Origin of the sequence: Okeania sp. SIO2F4 (assembly GCF_010672385.1) — a bacterium.
Taxonomy (GTDB): Bacteria; Cyanobacteriota; Cyanobacteriia; order Cyanobacteriales; family Microcoleaceae; genus Trichodesmium.
In genome coordinates, this window is record NZ_JAAHGT010000632.1 from 1 (window position 1) to 5,791 (window position 5,791).

Annotated in this window: 5 protein-coding genes and 1 pseudogene; all 6 read right to left on the reverse strand. The window is 40.1% G+C overall.

Features of this window, described 5'->3' with window-relative positions:
• Positions 1–184: 184 nt before the first annotated feature.
• Positions 185–799 carry a cytochrome c oxidase subunit 3 gene (locus F6K22_RS29185; RefSeq protein WP_293106162.1) on the reverse strand — a complete coding sequence of 205 codons (615 nt, stop codon included), beginning with the start codon at positions 797–799 and terminating at the stop codon, positions 185–187.
• Positions 800–1,377: 578 nt separating this feature from the next.
• Positions 1,378–3,072, reverse strand: a complete 1,695-nt coding sequence (gene ctaD / locus F6K22_RS29190) for a cytochrome c oxidase subunit I (protein WP_293106166.1) — start codon at positions 3,070–3,072, stop codon at positions 1,378–1,380.
• A gap of 496 nt (positions 3,073–3,568) precedes the next feature.
• A pseudogene (locus F6K22_RS29195) lies at positions 3,569–3,721 on the reverse strand (zinc ribbon domain-containing protein); the annotation flags it as partial.
• A 34-nt stretch (positions 3,722–3,755) separates the two neighbouring features.
• Positions 3,756–4,664: a cytochrome c oxidase subunit II gene (locus tag F6K22_RS29200; RefSeq protein WP_293106169.1), complete on the reverse strand. Its 909-nt coding sequence runs from the start codon at positions 4,662–4,664 to the stop codon at positions 3,756–3,758.
• Between the two features lie 236 nt (positions 4,665–4,900).
• Positions 4,901–5,506: a DUF2231 domain-containing protein gene (locus F6K22_RS29205; protein WP_293106172.1), complete on the reverse strand. Its 606-nt coding sequence runs from the start codon at positions 5,504–5,506 to the stop codon at positions 4,901–4,903.
• On the reverse strand, positions 5,503–5,791 hold a 289-nt coding region (locus tag F6K22_RS29210; protein ID WP_293106174.1), incomplete at its 5' end, for a DUF2231 domain-containing protein. The genes F6K22_RS29205 and F6K22_RS29210, both read right to left, overlap by 4 nt.

A 5,791-nucleotide genomic window follows, 5' to 3' on the forward strand; every position in this document is an offset into this window, starting at 1 on the left:
TGACCGTCGCAATGACTTTATAGTTAATGTTTATCCAGACATCACATCATATTAGGAGTCATTAATATTCAATTTTTGGGTAGTGGGAGCATCTTGCTCCCGTTTTGGCTCCGAATTATGTTTTCTTTTAGACAAACAAATTTATTCTGACTCCTGACTCCTGACTCCTGAATTCTTAATTATTTCACTGCCAAATATAGATAAGGATAAACAAAATAATCCAAATTACGTCAACGAAATGCCAAAATAAAGAAGTAGCATTAATACCAAAGTGACCGTTGTCATAGTTGCCAGGAATAAAAGAACGACCTAACATAATTCCTTGTAACAAAATACCTGTGATAACGTGCAGACCGTGAAAACCTGTCAACAAATAGAAAGTTCCACCGAATACTCCTGTGGTGAAACCAAACTCTAAACTATTCCATTCAATTCCTTGACCTACTACAAAATAGGTTCCCATTGCCATTGTGGCAAACAGAAATATGCGAAACCATTTGAGGTCGTGACGTTCTAAAGCTTTTTCTGCGAAATAGATAACAAAACTACTGGAAACCAAAATCACTGTATTAATAGCAGGTTCTCTAACTTCCAAACCAGAAACACCTTCTGGTAACCAGTCGGTAGCTGTGGTTTTGTAAATAATATATCCAGCAAAGAAACTGAGGAAAATGATGCTTTCCGAAAGTAGGAAAACGATAAACCCAAACATACTATTCCCTTCTTCGTCGTGAGTATGTTCGGCAACTGCTGAGTGCAAAGGTTCCTGCACTTGTTCTGAATTGACTACACTATCCATATTAAAATTATCCTTTAATTTATATCACTTCTAGTTAGCGTAGGTTGGGTTGAGGTACGAAACCCAACCAGTTGAAGTCAGAAGTCAGAAGTTAGAAGTTAGAAGTTAGAAGTTAGAAGTTAAATTCTTACTGTGACTAAATTTGAGAGGAGCGAGAATGCCGTAACCGCACTGACTACTGCTATATTACAGACAGATATTTTTGTTGGGTTGCGAGATACGCTTAACCGAACCTACTAGGACGTCTAGCTTTAAAATATGGGTAAAAAGCGAGTCAATGAAGACCTCTCCCCCAACCCCTCTCCTGCAAGGAGAGGGGCGAAGTCTTCTCCCCCTTCCCTACTAGGGAAGGGGGTTGGGGGGTTAGGTTTTCTACCCACAAATTTAGCCTAGACACGCTACTACTCCTGATAACTGTTAACTATGTATGACTATTAGTCGTAGGTTGGGTTGAGGTACGAAACCCAACAGACACATATTACAGACAGATATTTTATTTTGTTGGGTTGCGAGATACGCTTAACCCAACCTACTGCTATTAACGATGGAGGGTTTGGAGACCAAACCCCTACAATAATCTAATTCACAGGTTGGGGAACTTCTGCACTATGAACATTTGGATCGTTAGAGGTCAAAGGTTCCGACTTACCATAACCATAAGGTTCAGAAATAATTATAGGAAGTTCCTCAAAATTCTCTACATCTGGTGGAGAAGAAATCATCCATTCTAAACCTATTGCTCGCCAAGGGTTAGCAGGTGCTTGTTTACCTTGTATCCAGGAACTAACCATATTTAAAATGAAGGGCAAAGTAGACATTCCCAACAAAAATGCTCCCAGACTCGCTACCAAATTCCAGAATTCATATTCGGGTGCATAAGAAGAAACTCGGCGCAACATTCCTTGTAAACCTAACGGGTGCATTGGTAAAAAGTTGAGATTAGTACCGATGAATGACAACCAAAAATGTAATTGTCCTAAACCTTCATAATACATTTTCCCAGTCATCTTGGGGAACCAATGGTAAATGGCAGAATACATTCCCATGGTCACGGTGCCATAGAGAACATAATGAAAATGACCAACCACAAAATAGGTATTGTTAACGTGAATATCTACGGGAACAGCAGAAAGCATAATGCCAGTAATACCAGCAAATACAAACATTACTAACCCACCCAAGGAAAATAACATGGGAGTATTCAGGCGAATTTTCCCTCCCCAAATAGTCGCTACCCAGGCAAATACTTTAATACCAGTTGGTACAGAAACGCACATGGTTGACAACATGAAAACCATCCGCATCCAGGGAGGTGTACCACTCGCATACATATGGTGTACCCAAACCAAACCACTGACTCCAGCAATAATCATGGATGAAATTACTACCACTTTGTAACCAAATAATGGTTTGCGACTGTATACTGGGAAGATTTCCGAAAAAATACCAAAAATAGGTAGGATAATAACGTAAACCGCAGGGTGGGAATAAAACCAGAAAAAGTGTTGGAATAAAACTGGGTTGCCTCCGTTAGCAGGATTAAAAAATCCCGTTCCTATTGTAATGTCAAATAACAACATCACCGCACCTGCTGTTAGTGCTGGCAGTCCGAATAATTGAATAATTTGAGCTGCAAATACCGTCCAAACAAAAGCTGGCATTCGGAAATAAGTCATCCCTGGCGATCGCATTCTCACAATAGTCGTCACAAAGTTAACTGCTCCCATAATTGAGGAAACCCCGGAAATAGCAACAGCAAGAATCCATATTACCTGACCGTTAATTACGCTACCCGTAGGATTTTGGATACTTACAGGAGGATATGACCACCAACCTGCTTGAGCAGGTCCACCAGGAGCAAAGAAACTACCCATCATTAGAATGCCTACGACTGGCACCATCCAGAAGGCAGCAGCATTCAAACGAGGGAATGCCATGTCTCGCGCTCCGATCATTATGGGTACGAGATAGTTTGCCAGACCAACTAAAGATGGGAACGTCCACAAAAAGAGCATGACTGTGCCGTGCATTGTGAACATTCCGTTGTAAATGGTGCGGTCTACAAGGTCTGATTCTGGTGTCATTAATTCTCCCCGAATCACCATTGCGAATATTCCACCGACTAGAAAGAATATAAAAGAAGTGACTAGGTATTGGATACCGATAACTTTATGGTCGGTGCTGAAACTGAAGTATCGTCGCCAGTTGGGCGGTTGTTCGTGTTCTGGTTTTTCTATGGCATCACTGACGCCTTCGATTGTTATTTCTTTCATAGAATTTTTTTTTCCTTTGATTAAAAACTGCTGTAGTTGTAATAGTTGTAGGTTGGGTTAAGCGATAGCGCAACCCAACAAAGCTCATACATAATATACTTCTCCAGAAAATAGGGAATAGGGGGAAATAATTTATTTTATTTTTTCTTGTTGGAGATGTCTAATAGACTTGTCGTGTTTAACGTCAAAAAAAATCTGGAAAACCTCTGCAATAATTGAAATAATTATTCTGTCTAGGTTTTATAGATTTTTTCCATCTATATTAGTGACAAATCTAATGTTGGATTACCCTGCGGGAAGCAAGCTACGGTTCCTCAACCCAACCTACATAAACTGCTCTATAAAACTGATACAAAGCGTCACATAACGTGACAATTTGAGGTTTACTTCCTGCTGTACGGACGTTGCATGCAACGTCCCTAAGGCCGTCGGCGGTTACTCATCCACAGGCATTCACAGTCAAGCCGACCGCATTTCTTAAATTAATACTTGCATCTCATACGCGGTCTATAGATATCCCACAATCGGGGCAGTCATAAGTTCTCACATTTAACGGCATATCTTGAACATGACCACAATTCGAGCAAGTTTTTGATGATGGAAAAAATCTGTCAACTACTACTAACTCACAACTGTACCATTGACATTTATATTCTAGCTCCCTACTCCCTACTCCCTACTCCCTAACTCTTATGATAATTAACAATAGGAGGTGCAGCAGGTATAACTGAAGGCCAACCTGGTTTTACTGGAGCTTCTAATTTTTGAATATATTCAGTCTGTGCCTGATTTTTTGCTGGAGATAGTTTGGTATTTGCTGCTTTTGCTAACCAATTTTTGTAATCTTGCGGAGATTCAACAACTACATCTGCTGCCATTGTGGCAAAATAAGTACCACTATATTGAGAATCAGTCAGACTATATTTGCCAACCCTGATGGGAGTAAATTCAAAATCTATTGGGTGCTTAGGAATAATATCCTGCTTCAGTCGAAACGCAGGAATATAAAATCCATGCAGCACATCTTCTGAATTTAATGCTACCCGCACGCGCCGATTTACAGGTAAATGCAGTTCAGTGCTAGTCACCCCATTTTCTGGATAGCGAAATACCCAAGACCACTGTTTGGCATAGACTTGGATTTCTTCAACAGGTTCAGTAACAGGTTCCAGTGGATCTGCATAAGCTGATTCCATTTCTAATGGTGTATGCAAATGCACTAATTCCATCGGTCCCTGAATTGCCATTTTTTCATATACATTGTAGCTGTAAGCAGCAATCCAAAATACTAGAAAAATTGGTATTGCTGTCCAAACAACTTCTAAGGTAACATTACCTTCAATGTGGGGTCCGTCGCTATAGTCATATTTGGCAGCGCGTTGGAAAATAACCGAATACATTATAGTTCCAGTTACGCCTAAAAATATGAAACTACCAAGAGTTACCAGAAAACTAAATAACTCATCAATTAATATAGATTCTGCTGCAGCTTGAACTGGCAACCATGAGTAAGATAGTTGCCCGATCCAATAACTAACAGCAGCTAAAACCAGAGCGATCGCTCCCAAGGTTAAAATAGTGCGGATTTTCATATCAATATTGAGATAGGGAATAGGGAATAGGGAATAGGGAATAGGGAATAGGGAACAAGGAATAGGGAACAGAAGGAACTTATATCATGTCCGCTTAATTAGCGATCAAAAAATTTCTCCTTATAATACCTTCAAACTCCCTCCTGACTCCGTACGGACGTTGCATGCAACGTCCCCACCTCCTGACTCCTCCCTAATTATTTATAACTGTTCATCCGGACATGATATTACTAAAATTATTTCAGGACAACATTAGGGTCTTTACCTAATTCTAGCAAAGCATCAGCAGTATTGTGTACTCCAAATTCTGCAGCTAACTGTGCGCCCAAAGTACCATGAACGTACATAATAAACATGATGAATAAACCAACTGCTAAATAACTCCATTGCACTTGTAGAAGTTTATCCTCAGACCAGATATAACGTTGAAATCCTCTCCAAATCGTCATTCCCACAATCATCGCTAATAGTAACACGCCACCAACCCCATGCCATACCATCGTATCCATTGCTCCTAACCCCCAGACACTTTTGAGTTCGGGAGATGGTGTTGCCAACATAATTTCATAAAATCCTGCTGCTACAGTGAAAAATGTAATAATTGATGAAGCTAGCATATTGTACCAACCTACATCAAAAAAGTTGGAACGAGTAGCGGATATCGCTAAAATTTTCAGGAATGGTTTTTGTAGAGGGAATAATATGCCAACAATATCAAAAGCAATCCCCATAATAAATAGACCTAGGGTCAGATGAACTAAATTCGGATGAATAGGGATGGCGTAGGGAAGACCATTCGCCCCAACTTGCGCACTCAAACTATCTATTAATTCCGGGTTCATTGTAAAATTCCCTCCTTTATTGCTTCCACTACTGGGACTGTGTGTAATCCATACACCCAAACTAGTTCATCTCCAAGATAGACTTGAAAGCAAACTACAACTACTAGCAAAAATCCTAATCCCAGATATGGCATCGGCAATTTTTCTGTATTGTTAGAGCGAATCACATAACGCCAACCAGTGAGAGCAGCGATGATTCCTGAGAGAGACCAACCAATTAATGTATGTAAGTTTAAGATAGGTTGAACTGCTTCATAAGGTTGTGCCAGACCAGCTTCAAACTGA

Excerpts from the sequence above, each read along its gene's own strand:
- ctaD (WP_293106166.1), bottom strand. The coding sequence starts at position 3,072 with ATGAAAGAAATAACAATCGAAGGCGTCAGTGATGCCATAGAAAAACCA.
- F6K22_RS29200 (WP_293106169.1), bottom strand. The coding sequence starts at position 4,664 with ATGAAAATCCGCACTATTTTAACCTTGGGAGCGATCGCTCTGGTTTTA.
- F6K22_RS29185 (WP_293106162.1), bottom strand. The coding sequence starts at position 799 with ATGGATAGTGTAGTCAATTCAGAACAAGTGCAGGAACCTTTGCACTCA.
- F6K22_RS29205 (WP_293106172.1), bottom strand. The coding sequence starts at position 5,506 with ATGAACCCGGAATTAATAGATAGTTTGAGTGCGCAAGTTGGGGCGAAT.